This window comes from Kitasatospora sp. NPDC033851, from assembly GCF_055576085.1.
In genome coordinates, this window is record NZ_JBVIRL010000018.1 from 80,205 (window position 1) to 97,856 (window position 17,652).

15 protein-coding genes are annotated in these 17,652 nt (G+C 73.9%); 12 read left to right on the forward strand and 3 right to left on the reverse strand.

Going from position 1 to position 17,652, the window contains the following annotated elements:
* Nucleotides 1-29 precede the first annotated feature (29 nt).
* From ACZ51D_RS29355 to ACZ51D_RS29380, 6 genes are all read left to right on the forward strand, one after another.
* Nucleotides 30-1,172 carry a phytanoyl-CoA dioxygenase family protein gene (locus ACZ51D_RS29355; RefSeq protein ID WP_465623559.1) on the forward strand — a complete coding sequence of 381 codons (1,143 nt, stop codon included), beginning with the start codon at nucleotides 30-32 and terminating at the stop codon, nucleotides 1,170-1,172.
* Nucleotides 1,154-2,467: a DUF6271 family protein gene (locus ACZ51D_RS29360; RefSeq protein ID WP_465623558.1), complete on the forward strand. Its 1,314-nt coding sequence runs from the start codon at nucleotides 1,154-1,156 to the stop codon at nucleotides 2,465-2,467. Before ACZ51D_RS29355 ends, ACZ51D_RS29360 begins: the two co-directional genes overlap by 19 nt.
* Nucleotides 2,468-2,638: 171 nt before the next feature.
* Nucleotides 2,639-3,781: a type III PLP-dependent enzyme gene (locus ACZ51D_RS29365; protein ID WP_465623566.1), complete on the forward strand. Its 1,143-nt coding sequence runs from the start codon at nucleotides 2,639-2,641 to the stop codon at nucleotides 3,779-3,781.
* Nucleotides 3,778-4,359, forward strand: a complete 582-nt coding sequence (locus ACZ51D_RS29370) for a GNAT family N-acetyltransferase (protein ID WP_465623556.1) — start codon at nucleotides 3,778-3,780, stop codon at nucleotides 4,357-4,359. Before ACZ51D_RS29365 ends, ACZ51D_RS29370 begins: the two co-directional genes overlap by 4 nt.
* A gap of 5 nt (nucleotides 4,360-4,364) precedes the next feature.
* On the forward strand, nucleotides 4,365-5,561 hold the full coding sequence (locus tag ACZ51D_RS29375) for an MFS transporter (protein WP_465663918.1): 1,197 nt from the start codon (nucleotides 4,365-4,367) through the stop codon (nucleotides 5,559-5,561).
* Between the two features lie 281 nt (nucleotides 5,562-5,842).
* Nucleotides 5,843-6,583: a PIG-L deacetylase family protein gene (locus tag ACZ51D_RS29380; RefSeq protein WP_465663919.1), complete on the forward strand. Its 741-nt coding sequence runs from the start codon at nucleotides 5,843-5,845 to the stop codon at nucleotides 6,581-6,583.
* Here ACZ51D_RS29380 and ACZ51D_RS29385 read toward each other — a convergent pair.
* The 3 genes from ACZ51D_RS29385 to ACZ51D_RS29395 form a co-directional block, all read right to left on the reverse strand.
* Complete coding sequence (locus tag ACZ51D_RS29385) at nucleotides 6,580-7,380, reverse strand: DedA family protein (RefSeq protein ID WP_465663920.1); 801 nt, start codon at nucleotides 7,378-7,380, stop codon at nucleotides 6,580-6,582. The genes ACZ51D_RS29380 and ACZ51D_RS29385 overlap by 4 nt on opposite strands.
* Nucleotides 7,381-7,445: 65 nt before the next feature.
* A complete protein-coding gene (locus ACZ51D_RS29390) occupies nucleotides 7,446-7,640 on the reverse strand; it encodes a DUF1918 domain-containing protein (protein WP_360502118.1) in 195 nt (64 codons plus the stop codon).
* A gap of 220 nt (nucleotides 7,641-7,860) precedes the next feature.
* Entirely contained in the window at nucleotides 7,861-8,544 is a 684-nt protein-coding gene (locus ACZ51D_RS29395; protein WP_360502115.1) for a TetR/AcrR family transcriptional regulator, read from the reverse strand.
* A 361-nt stretch (nucleotides 8,545-8,905) separates the two neighbouring features.
* On the opposite strand from ACZ51D_RS29395, the gene ACZ51D_RS29400 reads away from it, so the two are divergent.
* Genes ACZ51D_RS29400 through ACZ51D_RS29425 form a run of 6 tightly spaced genes read left to right on the forward strand, consistent with a single transcriptional unit; the run spans nucleotide 8,906 to nucleotide 17,652 of the window.
* Nucleotides 8,906-9,703: a phytanoyl-CoA dioxygenase family protein gene (locus ACZ51D_RS29400; protein WP_465663921.1), complete on the forward strand. Its 798-nt coding sequence runs from the start codon at nucleotides 8,906-8,908 to the stop codon at nucleotides 9,701-9,703.
* A gap of 13 nt (nucleotides 9,704-9,716) precedes the next feature.
* The gene (locus ACZ51D_RS29405; protein WP_465623549.1) at nucleotides 9,717-10,286 is read left to right on the forward strand and encodes a DUF6309 family protein; all 570 of its coding nucleotides are present in this window, start codon (nucleotides 9,717-9,719) and stop codon (nucleotides 10,284-10,286) included.
* Nucleotides 10,283-14,635 (forward strand): amino acid adenylation domain-containing protein, encoded by a 4,353-nt coding sequence (locus ACZ51D_RS29410; RefSeq protein ID WP_465663923.1) that lies wholly within the window; start codon nucleotides 10,283-10,285, stop codon nucleotides 14,633-14,635. Before ACZ51D_RS29405 ends, ACZ51D_RS29410 begins: the two co-directional genes overlap by 4 nt.
* A gap of 29 nt (nucleotides 14,636-14,664) precedes the next feature.
* Entirely contained in the window at nucleotides 14,665-15,957 is a 1,293-nt protein-coding gene (locus ACZ51D_RS29415; protein ID WP_465663998.1) for an aspartate aminotransferase family protein, read from the forward strand.
* A gap of 13 nt (nucleotides 15,958-15,970) precedes the next feature.
* Nucleotides 15,971-16,834 (forward strand): TauD/TfdA family dioxygenase, encoded by an 864-nt coding sequence (locus tag ACZ51D_RS29420; RefSeq protein WP_465663925.1) that lies wholly within the window; start codon nucleotides 15,971-15,973, stop codon nucleotides 16,832-16,834.
* Entirely contained in the window at nucleotides 16,822-17,652 is an 831-nt protein-coding gene (locus ACZ51D_RS29425; protein WP_465663926.1) for an SDR family oxidoreductase, read from the forward strand. Before ACZ51D_RS29420 ends, ACZ51D_RS29425 begins: the two co-directional genes overlap by 13 nt.

The window sequence follows — 17,652 nt, forward strand, 5'->3', positions numbered from 1 at the left end:
GCCGACTACGAACCATGGAGTGACTGCCCATGCCGAGCCCAGACGGACAGGCCGACGAGTATCTCTACCGCGCCGCCTCGCAGCGCCCCTACTTCAGCGCGGACACCGAGAGCTACCTGGCCCGCACCGCGCTGCGCGAGATCCGCAAGAAGCACCCGCTGCGCGTCCTCTCCGAGGAGGACTACGCGCACTGGCAGACCTACGGCTACACCGTCGTCAAGCAGGCCATCCCCGCCGAGGCCGCGCGGTGCCTGCTCGACTTCACCTGGGACTTCCAGGGCCTGTCGCCCGACCGCCCCGAGGACTGGTACCGCGAGCGCGACTACCGCGACGAACTCGACCAGCACCTGCACATCTACGGCTTCGTCGAGGCCTACCACCACCAACTCATCTGGGACAGCCGCCAGTCGCAGCGCGTCTACGACGCCTTCGTGGACGTGTGGGACTGCGAGGAGCTCTGGGTCACCCTCGACCGGCTCAACCTCAACCCGCCGAACATCCGCAACCGCGACCGCGCGCTCATCGAACCCACCGACCGCGGCTTCGACATCGAACTGCACTGGGACGTCGACACCACCCAGGGCATCCTGCCGCAACGCGTCCAGGGCATCATCGCGCTCAACGACACCGCCCCCGACCACGGCGGCTTCCAGTGCGACCCGGAGCTGTTCCGCCGCTTCAACACCTGGCAGGCCGCCCAGCCGGCCGACCGCGACCCGATCCGCCCGACCGTCGACCGGGAGGAATTCCCCGTCGTGCGGCCCGAGTTGAAGGCCGGCGACCTGCTGATCTGGAACGGCCTGCTCGCCCACGGCGTCGCGCCCAACACCTCCGAGCGCGGCGTGCGCTCGGTGCAGTACCTGTCGATGATGCCCGCGCTGGAGGAGGCCGAGCAGCTGCGCCGCTCCCGGGTGGAATCCTGGCGCACGCTCGCCACCCCGGACTGGAACCGCACCCTGGTCGGCGACGCCACCCGGCCCGAGTCGCTGCGCTACGGTCGCGCCGAACTCACCGAGCTGGGGGAGAAGTTGCTCGGCCTGCGGTCCTGGAGCGGCAAGGACTTCGACCGGCAGCAAGCCGACCCTCGGCAAGCCGAAGGGCAGCAAGCCGACCCTCGGCAAGCTGATCTGCAGGACACCACGGGGGAGCGGGAATGCGCGACATCTGCCTGACCCTGCCCACCAACCGCGAGTGCGCCGACACCATCACCGCCGTCGGCGCCGAAGCCGCCTACGCCGTACGGCGGTTCGGCGTCCGGGTGCACCTGCTGGTGCTGGACTCCGCCGACCCCGCCGCGCGCGCCCGGCACGCCGCCGCGGCCGCCGCCCTGCCCGCCGCCGAGAACCTCCTCGTCCACCACCTGGACGAGGACGCCCAACGCGCCTTCCTGCGCGAGGTCATCGACCGCTCCGGCGCCGCGGGCCCCGACAAACTGCTCGACCTGATGCTGCCCGACGCCGTCTCCTACGGCGCCTGCACCAACCGGGCGTTCCTGCTCGCCGCCGCGCTCGGCTGCGCCTCGGTGCACCGCCGCGATTCCGACAGCCGCTACCAATGGCTCGACGGCGAACCGGTGTTCCCCATCGAGCACGAGCTGGCCACCCTCGGGCTGAAGGCCGCCGACGCGGCCGCCGCCGTCACCGAGAACACCCTCGACCCGGCGCACGCGGACAAGCCCGTCGCCCTGGTCGGTGCCTCCTTCGTCGGCGAACTCTCCGTCGACCTCGGCGAGATCCTCGACACCGACCCCGAGGTCTACCACGACGTGGTCGCCCTCTGGGCACCCACCGGCGCCGCCGAACACGACACACGCGAACTCGTCGCCGAATCCTTCAGGGGTGGCGGCAGCGAACCGTTCACCACCGACCGCGCCGTACTCGACCGACCCGACATCTGGCACATCGACATGTGCAACATCGGCCTCGACCACCACGTGTACGAACGCGTGCCGCTGCCGCCCGCCACCGACACCATCGGCAGCGACTACTTCCTGCACCACCTCGTGTACGACGCCACCCTGCCCGGCGTCACCCACAACCGGCACATCGTCAACTACTACACGCCGGAACGGCGCACCGGCCCCGGCTTCACCGCCTACCAACTGCGCTACGCCAAGTTCCTGCTCTCCATGCTCTACCTCTACCCGGTCTACACCGAGATGGAGGCCGCCGGCGACGCCCTGCTGGACGAGCACCACCACGTGCGCCCCGAGCCGATCGCCGAAGCCGCCCGCCGCAGCGCAGCGACCGACCGCGCGGAGAACCACCGCAGACTCGCCGAACTCGACCGCTGCTACCGGCGACTGGGCGGCAAGTACGCCGAGTTCGCCGACCACCTGGCGCCCCGGCGGGCGCGCCTGCTCGACCAGGCGCAGTCGGACATCGAGGACTACGCCCTGCTGATCGACGCGTGGGGCCCGCTGGTGCGGGCGAGCAAGACCACCCCCGCCGACCGGCTGCCGCACTAGCCGGAAGACCGGGAGCTCTCCGTGACACGCCAGACCGCACACCAGGCACCGAACCCCACGCCCAGCCACCGCGCCCCGACCGAGACCGCGGTCCACACCGGCGAACCCGGCCCCGACCGGCCCGACCACACCGCGCTCCGCGCCGCCCTCGCCGCCGCCACCGACGACCGGATCATCTACGACCTCGACGGCATCGGCCGCCAGTACGCCACCCTGCTCGACGAACTGCCGGGCGTCGCCGTACGGTTCGCCATGAAGGCCTGCCCTGTGGACGAGGTGCTGGACCACCTCGCCGCCCTCGGCTCCGGCTTCGACGCGGCCAGCCCCCAGGAGATCGACCAGGCGCTGCGCACCGGCGTCGCCCCCGAGCTCATCCACTACGGCAACACCGTCAAATCCGACCGCAACATCGCCGAGGCCTACCGGCTGGGCGTACGCGACTTCGCCACCGACAGCGTGGAAGACGTCGCCGCGATCGCCGAACACGCCCCCGGAGCACGGGTGTTCTGCCGGATCGCGACCACCGGCGAAGGCGCGCTGTGGGGCCTGAGCCACAAGTTCGGCTGCTCGCCCGAGGACGCCCTGCGGGTGCTCGGCGAAGCCCGCACCGCCGGACTCGTGCCGTCCGGCCTGTCGGTGCACGTCGGCTCGCAGCAGATGACCGCCGAAGCCTGGGGCGCCGCCGTCGACTCGCTGGCCGCCGTACTGGAAGCACTCAACTGGCGCGGCATCACCCCCGATCGGATCAACCTCGGCGGCGGACTGCCCGCCCTCGGCGTCCTCGACCGGCGCGGCCGACCCCTCGACCCGCCGCTGGACAAGATGTTCGCGGTGATCCGCGACGGCATGGACCGGCTGCGCGCCGTCAACACCGGACCGCTCGAGTTCCTGCTGGAACCCGGGCGCCACCTGGTCGCCGACCACGGCGCGATCCGCGCGCACGTCGCCCGCCTCACCTCCCGCCACCGCCTCGACGGCACCCGCGAGGACTGGCTCTACCTCAGCTGCGGCAAGTTCAACGGCCTCTACGAGATGGACCAGCTGCAGTACCGGCTGGAGTTCCCCACCCACCCCGGCGGCCAGTTCGTCCACGCCGTGGTGGCCGGCCCGACCTGCGACAGCGACGACGCGTACGCCCAGGAGGACGGCCTGGTGCGGGTCCCCCGCGCGGCCGGCTCCGGCGACCCGGTCTGGATCCACTCCTGCGGCGCGTACGCCACCGCCTACGCGACCCGCGGGTTCAACGGCTTCGAACCGCTGCCGCACACCTGCATCGGCGGGAGCAGCGAGGGAAACGAGGGAGACGACGCATGAGTGAGTCCCGTATCAGGCTGCTCCGGGAGGACGACTGGGACGAGGTGGTCGCGCTGGAGGAGCGCGCCTACGCGGCCAGCGGCCTGTCCGAGGGCCGCGAGGCGCTGCGGTCCCGGCACCGCGCCTCGCCGGACACCTGCTTCGTCCTCGAGCACACGAGTCGCCTCGGCGGCTACCTGCTGGCCCTGCCGTACCCGCTGTTCCGCTGCCCCGACCTCAGCCGCAGCGAGCACGAGCACGGGGACGGGGAGGGGGGAGAGTCCACCAACCTGCACGCCCACGACCTGGTCATCGCCGAGGAACTGCGCGGTGCGGGCCGGTCCCACCGGATGCTGCGCCACCTCGAGCAGACCGCCCGGGCGGCCGGCTACCGGACCCTCTCCCTGGTCGCCGTCCGCGGCTCCCACGTGCTGTGGACCCCCCTGGGCTACCGCGCCCGGCCCGAGATCGAGCTGCCCGCGAGCTACGGCACCCGGGCGGTCTACATGGCGATGCCGCTGGACCCCGTCCCGGCCCGGCCGCTGCCGAACCCCACCGACCCGATCCCCGGGCCCCGACCCAGAGCCGAAGTGGGCTGATCCGCATGTCTCCCGTTCGCGACGACTTCCGCCGCTCCCAACTGTCCACCGGCGCACTGTTCTTCGTCCTCGGCTTCCAGTACGCGACCTGGGTCTCCCGGGTGCCCGCGCTCAAGGCCAGGCTCGACCTCGGCGAGGCCCAGATCGGCCTGCTGCTGATGACCTGCGGGATCGGCGCGGCGGTGTCCTTCCCGCTGGTGGCGGTGCTGATGCGGCGGCTCGGCTCGCGCCCGCTGTCGGTGCTGTCCGCGCTCGCCCTCGGCCTGATCCTGCTCGCCCTGTCGGTGGTGCCGAACTACCCCGTCACGCTGCTGGTGCTGTTCTGCGACGGCGTTGCCGTCGGCTGCCTGAACGTCGCGATGAACGCCCAGGGCGCCGCGCTGGAAGCCCGCTTCGAACGGACCACGATGTCCCGGCTGCACGCCACCTTCAGCGCCGGCTCACTCCTCGCCGCCCTGCTGGCCTCCGGCGTCAACGCCTTCACCGGCGCCCTGGCCGTGCACTTCGGGCTGGCCGCCGTCCTCCTCGCGGCACTCGTCGCCGCCGCCCGGCCGGGGCTGCTGCCCGACGAGCCGCGGCAAAGCCCGGAAGCGGCCACCGAGGAACGCCGCGGCTTCACCCTGCCGACCGTCGCGACACTCTGGATGGGCCTCGCGATGGTGTTCGGCACCGTCACCGAAGGTGCCATGAACGACTGGTCGGCGCTCTACCTCAAGGACGTCGTGAACGCGGGTGCCGGACTCGCCCCGATGGGCATCGCCGTCGTCTCGGTCATGATGGTGTGCGCCCGGATCTTCGCCGACGGCTGGCGCACCCGCTTCGGCGACGGCCGCATCGTCCGCACCGGCAGCCTGCTGGCCGGCCTCGGCCTCGCCCTCGCCCTGCTGGCCGGCGGCACGGTACCGACCCTGCTCGGCTTCGCCTGCGTCGGCCTCGGCGTCGCGGCCGTCACCCCCTGCGTCTACGTCGCCGCCGCCCGCCAGGGCGCCGACGCACTCTCCCTGGTCGCCGCGATGGGCACCACCGGCCTCCTGGCCGGCCCCGCCGTGATCGGCTTCATTGCCGGTGCCACCAGCCTCCTCTGGGGCATGGCCGCCGTCGCCGCCTCCGCCGCCGTCGTCTCCCTCTGCGCCACCCGCATCACCTGGCCCGGCCGGGAAGCCCCAGCCGCCGACACCCGCCTCACCCCCGAAGCGAGTTGACGATCCATCAGGATCCGACCGGCAGGTCCGCACCCCCGAGGCGACGTGCCGGGCGAGCCTGTTCCGCAGCTCGGTGAGGCGGGCGATCTCGGCGTCCAGGGCGGCGAGGCGGGCGGCGCCGCCGCGGGATGCCCGGACGCTGACCCCTGACCCTTGCGTCAGGGGCAAGGCCGTTCAGTGGAGGAGTGTCTGACGGGGCATGAGGGACACGGGTCTTCTAGAGTCGCCTGCGGTACGTCCGTACGTCCGTACGACCGTGAGCCGCACCGAGAGGGAAGAGCATGACCGAGCAGGCCCCCGCGCCCTTCGAGCACGTGGACGAGGACTGGCAGACCGCGCTGGCGATCGTCGCCCACCCCGACGACATGGAGTACGGCGGGGCCGCGGCCGTCGCCCGGTGGACCTCCCAGGGCAAGAAGGTCGTCTACGTGATGGTGACCAGCGGCGAAGCGGGCATCGACTCGCTGGACCCGGCCGAGTGCGGGCCGTTGCGGGAAGCCGAGCAGGTCGCCTCGGCGCGGGTGGTCGGCGTGGACACCGTCGAGTTCCTCGGCTACCCGGACGGCGTGGTGGAGTACGGGCTGCCGCTGCGCCGGGACATCGCCCGCGTGGTGCGCCGCCACCGCCCGGACATCGTGATCACCAGCAACTTCCGGGAGACGTACGGCGGGGTGTTCCTCAACCAGGCCGACCACATCGCGGTCGGCCGGGCCACCCTGGACGGCGTCCGGGACGCCGGGAACCGCTGGGTGTTCCGCGAGCTGGTGGCGGAGGGGCACGAGCCGTGGAACGGCGTGCGGCAGATCTGGGCGGCGGCCTCGCCGGAGTCGGGGCACGCGGTGGACACCAGTGACCACTTCGACCTGGGCGTTGCCTCGCTGGAGGAGCACAAGGCGTACCTGGCCGGGCTCGGTGGGGCGATGGGGAATGCCCGGGAGTTCCTGGAGGGCTTCGGCCGGGAGGTGGGCAGCCGGCTGGGGACGCGCTTCGCGGTGCCGTTCGAGGTGTTCCCGCTGCGCTAGTCCGATGGCTTGTCGATGTCGGACCCGGAGCCGGAGCCGGACCCGGAGCCGGTGTCGGAGCCGGTGTCGGCGTCGGTGCCGGACCCGGACCCGGACCCGGAGCCGGTGTCGGAGTCGCTGCCGGGCCCGGTGTCGGAGCCGGACTCGGGCCCGGTGTCGGCGCCCTCGCGGCGCCGGCGCCGGTACCGCAGCACCTGGCGGAGCAGGAAGGCGGCGACCAGCGCTCCGAGGCCGATCGCGAACCAGAGCTGGTAGCGGATCGCGGTCCGGTACACGGTGCCGATGTTGGCTCCGGCGACATAGCCGAAGGTGCCCCAGACGCCCGTCCACAGCACGGCGCCGAGCACGTTGAACGGCAGGAACCGGCGCCAGGGCATCCCGGTGGTCCCGGCGATGATGCCGTTGGTCTGGCGCAGCACGTCCACGAAGCGGGCGACCGCGACGACCTTGCCGCCGTGCCGTTCGAAGAAGCCGTCGGCGCGTTCCATCCGGGCCGGGGTGAGCAGGACGTACCGGCCCCAGCGGTGGACGAAGGCGCGTCCGCCGGTGCGGCCGATCAGGTAGCCGAGGCTGTTGCCGAGGATGGCGGCGCAGGCCGCGATCAGCAGGACGGCGGCGAGGCTGAGGTGCCCGGTGCCGGCGTACACCGAGGCGAGGACCAGGATGGTCTGCCCGGGCACCGGGATGCCGCAGTTGTCGAGCAGCACGAGCAGCGCCACCGCGAGGTACCCGTAGTGGTCCAGCAGTGGCGCGAGCCCGGCGAGCGCCCCGGGCAGCGGGGTCGTGGGGGCGGACACCGCTCCTCACCACCTCGCGCGGGTCTGCGGACAGGCCGCGCGCCGTGGGGTGGTGGGGGCGTCGGTCAGCGTCCCGCCTGGCGCTGTTCGATGTTGCAGTCGGGGCCGGGGTAGATCAGACCCTCGTGGCCGTCCTCGAAGCGGACCATGTACGGCGGCTGGCCGTCGGCGCCGCGCACCTCGATGATCTCGCCCTTCTGGTCCACCATGCCCACCGACCTGCTGTGGATGTGGAGCTGGTCACCTACCGCTGCGTGCATGGTCTGCTCCCTGGGTCCTCGGGGTCGTGGCGGCCGCCTCCGCGGCCGTTCCGCTATCCACTGTGCTGCGGGGGCGGCGGGCTCGCAACGCCTCGGGCGGACGGGACGCGGGGGATGGGCGGGGATTCCCGGGCGATGGGCGCGGGATTCGCGTGGGGATTCGCGCGCGGATGGGTGTGGGATCTGGAGGGGAAGCGCGCGGGATTTCGCGGGTCGGACGTCAGCGGGCGGGCAGCCGTTGCGCGAGGTAGCCGCGGACCAACCGCTTGCACTCGGCGATCAGCGTCGGATCGCCGTTCGGGTCGGCGCGGAAGGCCAGCTTGAGCACCGCGTCGGCCGCCTCCAGGGCGACCCGCAGGGTCAGCGTGGTGGCCGCCGGGTCGCTCGCCCGGAACACCTCGCCGCCGAGCGCCTGCAGGCGCAGCGCGACGGCGGTGTTGTTGTCCACGCCCGCGTCCAGCAGGTGCCGGTCGTCCCGGACCCCGGCGGGGACGACCGGGCCGGCCAGGCCGAAGTCGACCTGGCCGAAGCCGGGCACCGAGCGTTTCATCGCCACGAACTCCTCCACCGCGAGGTCGGTGAAGGCAGCCGGGTCGACCGGGGCGGCGGCGGCCAGCCGGGCGTCGAGGCGCTGGAGGTACCGGTCGAGGTTGCGGCCGGCGAGAGCGGCCAGCAGGTCCTCCTTGCCGGCGAAGAACTGGTACAGGGTGCCGATCGGCACCTGGGCGCGGTGGGCGACCTCCTTGGTGGTGAGCGCGGTCGCCCCGACCTCGTCCAGCAGCCCGGCACAGGCGTCCAGGACGCGGCCGTACCGCTCCTGGCTGCGCTGTTGGACCGGGCGTCGACGGACCGACGGGCTGGTCCGGTCGACGGTCTCGGAACTCCGGGTCTCCGCACTCCTCATGGGCTCACTCTGCCGCATCCGCTGTTCCGGCGGCGAATCACCGGGGCGGGAGCGGCCCGGAGTTCCTTGTGGGAAGGGAATCGACTGGTGGCCGGAGCTGAACGGCACGGTGGCGGGAAGGTGTCCATGAGCCGGCAATGGTCTTGTCGTGGACGCGAAGACCGGTTCATACTCCTGGGGCGGACTACCTTGCGTGATCGCCGCGTGTCTCTTCGTGGTGATCGCGATTCAGTCGTGGCGGCCGTGGCGACCGTGACGGACGTTCCGTCGCCACCAGAAGTCTGGATGATCCCGTGCGCCTCCTTGCTCGTGCCACGTCCCGTTGTTCGTCCCGCAGAACGGAAGGAGGGGGTTCGGTTCGGTGACACTGTCCTACGGAGGGCGTGAGGCCCTCGACATCGAGTACCACCGGCAGTTCCTGGAGTCCGGGTACCTGGTGCTGCCCGGCCTGCTGGCGGAGTCACTGCGCGAACGGCTCGTCCCCGAGGTGGACCGGTGGGTGGACGAGGGCCTGCGGGCCCGGTCGATCGCCTCCTGCGCCGATCCCGTCCGGAACGGGCCGCCCCCGCTGCTGGAACTGGAGCTGCCGGCCCACGGCCAACTCCTCACCCACCCACCACTGATGCGGACGCTGACCCGCCTGCTCGGGCCGTCGTTCGTCTTCCACCACCTGCACAGCGACCGCCAGTCCCCCGGAATCCCGGGAAAGCCCTGGCACCACGACTGCGAGCCCAACGACCGCTCCGACCCGTCGCTGCTGATGGTCCACGCGCTGCACTACCTCGGCGGACTGGACGAGAAGGTCGGCAGTCTGGCCGTGCTGCCGGGCTCGCACCACAGCACCGTCGGCAAGTCCGCGTTCGCCCACCACGGCACCGCGGAACTGCCCGGCGAGGTGGTCATCGACCGGCTGCCGCCCGGCTCGACCGTGCTGCTCAACTCGGCGCTGTTCCACACCCGCCGGCCGGCGCCCGACGGGCCGGGCCGGGGGCGGTACTTCATCGACGCCTCCTACTGCCAGGTGGGCGCGCGCTGGCGCCCGGTGAAGCCGTACTGGCGGCAGATGCTCGCCCGCGCCCGCGAACTCGACCTGGCCGACGGCCAGTGGCCCGAGCTGTTCGCGGAACGGCACTTCACCGAGTACACCGGAACCGTCTGAGGAGAGCACTGCCGTGGAGATCGTCACCGCCGTCGCCTACCCCGAGGTCCACGACGCCTACCTGCGGGACCATCCGGTGGAGCGGGCCCACGAGGCGAACAGCAACACGTACGGCGAGGAGAACCTCGAACGCGCCGACCGCATTTCCGGCGGCTGGTGGCGGGTCCGGCTCGCGCGGACGGACGTCCTGGGCGTCGTCCTGCCCTGGCACCTCAGCGAGGGCGGGGCGCTCGAACTGGTACCGCGCTCCGGGCTGACGGTGGGCGAGGCGGCCGAGCGCGTCCGCTCCGGCGGGGCCGCCTGGGCGGCCGCCAACCCGGTCTGCGCGGCGAAGCTGCGGCTGCTGCGCCGGACCCCGTTCACGCCGGTCTTCCTCAGCACCGCCCCGGTCGACCACTCCGACTACGGGGACCTGTCGGTCCGGGCCGGGCTGATCCACCTCGACGGCCTGCACCGCATGCTGGCTTGGGAGTTGGCCGGGAGACTACCCGACCGGCCGGTCCTGGACGGGTACCTGGTGGGCGACCCCGGGGTGCCGGCCGGCCCGGCCCGCGCGCGCCTGACGGGGGACGAGTCGGCGTGACCCCCGCGACGCAGCACCTGCGGTCCACGCCGTCCGCCCGGTCCGCCCGCTCGTTACCCTCGCTGCTCGCCCACCTCGCCCGGACCCACCCGGACCGGCCCGCGCTGAGCGACGGCGTCCGCACCTTCGACTACCGCACACTGGACGCCGCGGCGGGCCGGGTCGCCGCCAGGCTGGCCGGCGGCGGCACCGGACGGGGCGACCGGGTCGCCCTGGTCGGACCCCGGGACGCCCGGATGCTGGTCCTCCTGCACGGGGTGCTGCGTTCGGGCGCGGCGGCGGTGCTGGCCGACCCGGACTGGTCGCCGGCCGACCTCGCCCGGCGGCTGGCGGCCGTCCGGGTCGCCCGGGTGCTCGGGACGGAGGGCGGGCTCGGCGGAGAGGTGGTGGACGTCGAGGCGCCGGGCGTGAGGCCCGAGGTGCCGGGCGGGAAGAGCGAGGCGCCGGGCGAGATGCCCGTGCCGCAGCACGAGGTGCTGGGCGAGGACCTCGCGTACCTCTCCTTCACCTCCGGGTCGAGCGGCGAGCCCAAGGCCGTCGCCGTCACCCACGCCAACGCCGTGCACTACGCGCAGGAGCTGGCCGGGCGGCTCGCCTACACCGAGGCCGACGCGCCGCGCACCGCGCACGTCACCACGCTGGCCGCCGACCTCGGCCACACCGCCTGGCTGCTCGCCCTCGCCACCGGCGGCTCGGTGCACGTCGTCCCGGACCGCGAGGTGCGCGACCCGGAGGCCTTCTGGGCATCGCTGGCACGCGCGGGGGTGACCGTGCTGAAGACCACCCCCTCGCACCTGACCGCCCTGCTGGAGGGCCGCCCGGTCGACTCCCCGCCGCTGCACACCGTGCTGCTCGGCGGCGAGCCGCTGCCCCGCCCGCTTGCCGCCGCCCTGCTCGACGGCGGCACCACCGCACGGCTGGCCAACCACTACGGACCGACCGAGACCACCGTCGGCGCCACCTGCCTACTGGCCACCGACACCCGCCAACTCCCCGCCGAGGAGCCGACCGTACCGATCGGCACCGCGATCGGCGAGGTGCTGCTCACCGTGGTGGACGGCGCCGGGCGGGCGGTGCCGGACGGCGCGGTGGGGGAGCTGCTCATCGGCGGCCGCGGTGTCGCCGCCGGGTACTTCGGGCGGCCGGCCGAGACGGCCCGCGGCTTCGTCCACCGGGACGGCCGACCGATGTACCGGACAGGCGACCTGTGCCGCCGGCGGGCGGACGGGAACCTGGTCTTCCTGGGCCGGGTGGACCGTCAGGTGAAGGTGCGCGGCTACCGGGTGGACCTCGCCGAGGTCGAGCGCGCCATGGACGGGTATCCGGGCGTCGTCCGCTCGGCGGCGCTGCTGCGGGAGACCGCCGTCGGCAGTCAACTGCTGGGCGCGGTACGGCTGTCGGGCGGTTCGCAGGACGTGGAGGGCCTCGGAGCGTACCTACGGGACCGGCTGCCCGGCTACTCCGTGCCGCAGCCGATCCTGGTACTGCCGGAATTCCCCGTCGGGCCGAACGGCAAGCTCGACCGGCCGAGGCTGGGCGAGCTGGTCGCCGAACTGGTCGAGACCCGAGCGGAGTTGTCGGGCGCCACCGGATCCGGCCTGGCCGGGGAGATCGCCCGGTTCTGGGCGGGCGCGCTCGGACTGCCGGCCGTCGGGCCGCGGGCCGACGTGCTGGGCCTCGGCGGGGACTCCATCCTCGCCATGCGCACCATCGCCTTCCTGCGGCGCTCGGGCCTGCGGGTCGCCTACGAGGACTTCTACCGGCACCCGACGGCGGAGGGCCTGGCGGCCGCCGCCGTCCCGGCCGCACCCTCCGTTCCGGCACCGCGCACCGGGGACGACGCCGGTCGACTCGCCCCGGCACAGCGCTGGTTGTACCGCCAGCGCTCCGTGCGGGACGTGCGGCACTGGAACCAGTCCGTCCTGCTGCGCTGCCGTGCGGCGGTGGACCCGGCGGCGCTCTCGGGGGCGGTCGCGGCCGTCCTGGAACGCCACCCGGCGCTGCGCCGGCCGATCTCCCCGGACGGGTGCGGCGAGCCCCGGCCGGTGCCCGACCTCGATCCCGTCTCCTTCTCCCGGATCCCACGCGCGGACGGGCCGGTCGCCGACACGATCGCCGGGGTCTGCACCGAACTCCACCGCAGCCTCGACCCGTTGGCCGGCCGACTGCTGCGCGTCCACCTGTTCTCGGGCCCGCCCGGGACGGACGACCGGCTCGCGCTGGTCGCGCACCACCTGGTGGTCGACGGGCTGTCCTGGCGGATCCTGCTGGACGACCTGGCGCACGCGTACCGGGCGGTGCTCGACCAGAAGCCGGCCGACCTGCCGCCGACGGCGGACTTCTACGCGTGGGCGGCGGCCGCCCCGGCGGCGCCCGCTCCGGACACCGCCGCGGAGTCCGTCACAGCGTCCGCCACAGCGTCCGCCACGGCGTCCGCCACGGCGTCCGTCGCGGAGCCGACCGACGAACCGGCCGCGCTCAGTTGGACGCTCGACGCGGACGCCACCACCCGGCTGGTCGCGCGGCACGGCGGCGGGGCCGGGCTGGAGGCGGCGCTGCTCGCCGCCTTCGCCGGGGCCGTCACCGCCTGGAGCGGCAGTCCCCGGTTCGCGGTGGAGGTCGAGACCCACGGCCGGGACACCGCGGGCGATCCGGGCGAATTCCTGGACACCGTCGGCTGGTTCACCGCCGTCAGGCACGTCGACCTGCCGGCCGGGGCCGATCCGGAGACGGTGGCGCGGAGCCTGCGCGAGACGCCCGTCCGGCCGATGGACGCCCCCGGGGAGCGGCCCGCCGCCGGGTTCAACTTCCTCGGCACCTTCCGGCTGCCCGAGGAGCCCGCGCTGGACTGGACGGTCGCCGAGGAGCAGGCCGGGGTGGCCCGCTGCGCCGGGGGCGATCCGCTGTACGAACTGCGGCTCACCGCGCGGATCGTGGAGCAGCGACTGGTCGCCGACCTGGTGTACGGGTGGCCCGCGCTGTCGCACCGCGCCGCCGAGCGGATCACCGGCGCGTTCGCCGGGGCCGTGGCCGCCGAGGCGGGAGGTGCCGAGGCGGGGGTTCCTGGCACGACGGTGCGCCCCGCCCGCGCCCCGCTCTCCACCTCCGGCCAGCTGTTGCACCCGGGCGTCCCGCCGACCGCCGGGGCGGCGGTGCGCCAACCCGCCCGGGCGGCGGTGCGCGAACCCGCCCGGGTGCTGCTCACCGGCGCCACCGGCTATCTCGGGCGGCACCTGCTGGACGCCTTCCTCCGGCGCGGCGCCGACGTCACCTGCCTGGTGCGGGCCTCCGACGACGCCGAGGCCCTGAAACGGCTGGGGGCCCACGCGGCCCACGCGGCCCACGCGGCCCACGCCGTCGCCGCGGACGTCGACCGGGACAGCCTCGGCCTTTCCCCGGCCGGGCTGGAGCAGGCCCGGGGCGCGCGGATCGTCGTGCACGCGGCGGCGGACGTCCGACTGGTGGCCTCGCCCGACGAGCTGGAGCGCACCAACCACACGGCGGTGCGCCGCCTGCTCGGCTGGGTCGGGGAGCACGCCCCGGCCGCCCGCGTCCACCACGTCTCCACGCTCGCCGTCTCGGGCGGCGTGGACGGCCCGCCGCGCCGCTTCAGCGAGGCGGACCTGGCGATCGGCCAGCACTTCCGCACCCCGTACGAGCGGACCAAGTACCGTGCCGAGCAGGCCGTCCGGGCCTGGGCCGCCACCGGGCACGCCGCCTACCTGCACCGCAGCGGCCACATCGCGGCGCACAGCCGGACCGGCGCGTTCCAGGCCAACATCGGCGACAACCGGATCTACCAGCTGATCCGCGGCTACCTGCTGGCCGGGGCCGCGCCCAGCCGGCCGGACACCGCGTTCGCGTTCTCGCACGTGGACACGGTGGCCGCCGGGATCGCCGCGATCGCCCTCGACCCGTACGCCGCGCCCGGCGCGTACCACGTCGAGTCGCCGTACGAGGTCCCGCACGACGAACTGGTGGGCTGGCTCGCCGGGCTCGGCCACCGGGTGCGGCTCACCGACGACGAGACCTTCGCGGCCGCGATCGCCGGGGCCGAGCGGCGGCACCCGACGGCCGCCCGGCTGGCCGCCGCCTGGGCACAGCAGGAGGAACGCAACGTCCGGGTGGACAGCGCGTACACCACCGCCGTGCTCGACCGGCTCGGGGTCCGCTTCACCGCCCCGACCGCGCAGTGGTGGTCGGCCGCGCTCGCCTGGGCCGCCGAGGCCGGCTTCCTGCCGCCCGCCGACCCGTCCCGACCCGTCCCCGACCCTTCGGCCGGCCCCGCTCCCCGCCCCTCCACCGATCGTGCCCCCGAACTCTCCCCCGAAGGCAGGACTCACCCGTGAAGGCAGCATCCAGCGTGACAGCAGGTTCGGTGTCCCGGCTCTCCCCGGCGCTCAAGCAGGCCACCCCGGTCGTCGCCGTGCGCGGCGAGGGGCTCCACCTCTACGACGCCGAGGGCCGCCGCTACCTCGACTTCACCTCCGGCGTGGGGGTGACCAGTACCGGCCACTGCCACCCGCGGGTGGTCGATGCCGTCCGCGAGCAGGCCGGCCGGCTGATCCACGGCCAGTACACCACCGTGCTGCACGACCAGCTGCTCACCCTCACCGAGCGGCTCGGCGAGGTGCTGCCGCCCGGCCTGGACTCGCTGTTCTACGCCACGGCCGGCACCGAGGCGGTGGAGGCGGCGCTGCGGCTCGCCCGGCACGCCACCGGGCGGCAGAACGTGATCGTCTTCGAGGGCTCCTTCCACGGCCGCACGATGGGCGCGGCCTCCCTCACCACGGCCGGCACCCGGTTCCGGGCCGGCATCGGCCCGCTGATGTCCGGGGTCGCGGTGGCGCCCTTCCCGGCCGCGTTCCGGCTCGGGATGTCGGAGGCCGAGGCGGTGCAACACGCGCTGCGCGGACTGGACGAGGTGCTCGCCACCGTCTCCGCGCCCGCCGAGACGGCGGCGATGTTCGTCGAGCCGGTGCTCGGCGAGGGTGGCTACGTTCCCGCCCCGCCCGGCTTCCTGGCCGGGCTGCGCGAACGTGCCGACCGGCACGGCATCCTGCTGGTCGTGGACGAGGTGCAGACCGGCTTCGGCCGCACCGGCCGGTTCTGGGCCCACCAGCACGAGGACACCCACCAGCACGAGGACGCCCACCCGCACGAGGGCGGGGTGTGCCCGGACATCCTGATCACCGCCAAGGGCCTGGCCAGCGGCTTCCCGCTGTCCGCGATCGCCGCGCCCGCCGAGCTGATGGGCCGCGCCTGGCCCGGCTCGCAGGGCGGCACGTACGGCGGGAACCCGGTGGCCTGCGCGGCCGCCCTGGCCACCCTGGACGTGCTGCGCGAGGAGCGGCTGGTCGAGAACGCCGCCGAGCAGGGCGCGCGACTGCTGGCCGGGCTGCGGGCGGTCGCCGCCGAGGCGCCCGGGATCGCCGACGTCCGCGGGCTCGGGCTGATGGCCGCCAGTGAGTTCTGCCGCCGCGACGGCTCCCCGGACCCGGAGGCCGCCCGGCGTGCCCAGCAGGCGGCCGGTGAGCACGGCCTGCTGCTGTTGCTCTGCGGGATCCACCTCAACGTGGTCCGGATGATCCCCGCGCTGGTGGTCACGGCCGGGCAGATCGACGAGGCGCTGGAACTCTGGACGAAGGCCGTCGCGGCCGGAAGCCGGTAGGAAGGAGATGCGAATGGACGCGATGACGGAAATCGGCTGGAGCAGCCTGGAGTTGGAGGCCCGGCGGGAGCTCTGGTCGCTCCCGCTGGAGGAGGAGGAACGGCGGCTGCTGTGGGCCGACGCGCGGGCCGAACGGTGGGGCGCGGCCGAGCCGGTGCGCGCCCGGCTGCGGGACTTCGTCCGGGACGCCGTCGCCTCCGTCGGCATCACCCACGTCAGCGGCCTGGTGGACCCGGCGCACCCGGAGAAGGAGATCACCGAGGCGCTCTCCTTCCTGCTGCGGGACTACGGCCGGATCGTCCCGCAGAACGGGCGCGGCGACCTCACCTCGGTGCTGCGCGACCAGGACGGCGACGGCAACACCGAGCTCGGCTTCCATTGCGACACCTGCGACCTGCTGGTCCTGCTGTGCCTTCGGCCCGCCTTCGACGGCGGCGGTTTGACCAAGCTGGCGAGCGCGCGGCACGTCCGCGACCTGATCGAGCGGGAGCGCCCGGACGCCCTGGCCACCCTCTGTGAGGACTGGACCTTCGACCGGACCGGCCGGGCGGGCCCGCAGGTGGTGGTCACCCCGATCCTCTACCACCAGAAGGAGGGGACGGTCGGCTGCTACTACCAGACCCGCACCGTCCGCTCCTCCCCGGACCGCGGCGGGCCGGAACTGACGGACCGTCAGTGGGAGGCGCTGGGCGTGCTGGACGAGGTGCTGTACCGGCCGGAGATCGCCTTCGGGCTGCCGATGGCCGCCGGTGACCTGCTGATCATCCGCAACAGCCGGGTGCTGCACGGGCGTTCGCCGTTCATCGACGAACCCGGCGGGTACGCCCGGCGGATGCTGCGGATCTGGGTGAACGAGGGGGAGGAATGGGCACGTTGACCGCACCGAACGACACCGTGGCCGCACCGCAGGACACCGTGGCCGCACCGAACGACGCCGCGACCGCACCGCACGGACGGGTGGCGATCGTCACCGGCGGGGGCAGCGGCCTCGGCCGGGCCTCGGCACTGGCCCTGCTGGAGGCCGGCTGGACCGTCGCCGTCGCCGGACGGCGCAAGGACGCGCTGGAGGAGACCGCCGCGCTCGCCGGCCCGGCCGCCGCCCGGGTGCTGCCCGTCCCGACCGACATCCGCAGCCCGGAGGAGGTCGCCCGGCTCTTCGACACCGTCCACGACCGTTACGGCCGGCTGGACCTGCTGTTCAACAACGCGGGCGCCGCCGCCCCGCGCCGGCCGATCACCGAGACCCCGTTCGAGGACTGGAACCGGGTGCTCGACACCATCGTCACCGGCGGCTTCCTCTGCGCCCGCGAGGCCTTCCGGGTGATGAGCGCCCAGACCCCGCAGGGCGGGCGGATCATCAACAACGGCGCGCCCTCGGCGTACGTGCCGCGCCCGCACTCCATCGCGTACACGGCCGCCAAGCACGCCGTCCTCGGCCTCACCAAGGTGCTCGCCCTGGACGGCCGCCCGTACGGCATCTCCTGCGGGCAGATCGACGTCGGCAACGTCACCCCCGTCGACGGCGGACCGCAGCCGGCCGCGATGCAGGCCGACGGGACGATGGCGGTGGAGGCGACCATCCCGGTGGAGCGCTTCACGGAGGCGCTGGTGCTGATGGCCGCGCAGCCGCCGGACACCGTCATCCAGTCCCTGGTGATCCTGCCGACCACCATGCCGTTCGTCGGGAGGGGGTGA